The 517-nt window shown below is 43.9% G+C and carries 1 protein-coding gene; it reads left to right on the top strand.

Translation table 11 applies throughout. The features are described from left to right. Positions 1 to 517 (top strand): DUF4815 domain-containing protein (locus ACFIKO_RS09575; RefSeq protein WP_375673948.1); only part of this gene is annotated, 517 nt, incomplete at both ends.

Raw genomic sequence — 517 nt, forward strand, 5'->3', positions numbered from 1 at the left:
TTGCGCAAGAGTTGACAACGGCTTGCGAAAAAATCAATCCTTATCAAAATTTTGCGACCTTGCCTGGTACAGTAACCATCGAACCCGCAACAGACTTTTGGCACGAACAGCGCACCGATTGGCTCTCGGGTATCACCAATCAAATCATTATGGGAAAACATCGCGGCAGTACCATACGTAGAACAGAAGTAAGCGATAATTTCATCAACACACACCAAGAACAAATCGACTTTTTAAGACAAATTACCCTTTCCTTTAAAATTGAAGGTTTTGGCAGTAGCGAAATCTTGGAAAGTCTTACCTTTGATGGTGTGAATGTCTTGCCGAATAATTACCTTTTTGCCAATTCCTATGGCACCCTTGAGGGCACTTTTAAGATTCCACAAAACATTCCTGCTGGCACAAAAAATGTTGTGGCACGGGGAAAAGGTGGAACAATTGCAACGGGTCTTTTTACAGGGCAAGGCGTGATTGATGTGAAAGTGATGCGGCGCACCACCACGGTGAAGATCTGGAC

Origin of the sequence: Bartonella sp. TS82HLJMH (genome assembly GCF_042193495.1) — a bacterium.
Classification (GTDB): domain Bacteria; phylum Pseudomonadota; class Alphaproteobacteria; order Rhizobiales; family Rhizobiaceae; genus Bartonella; species Bartonella grahamii.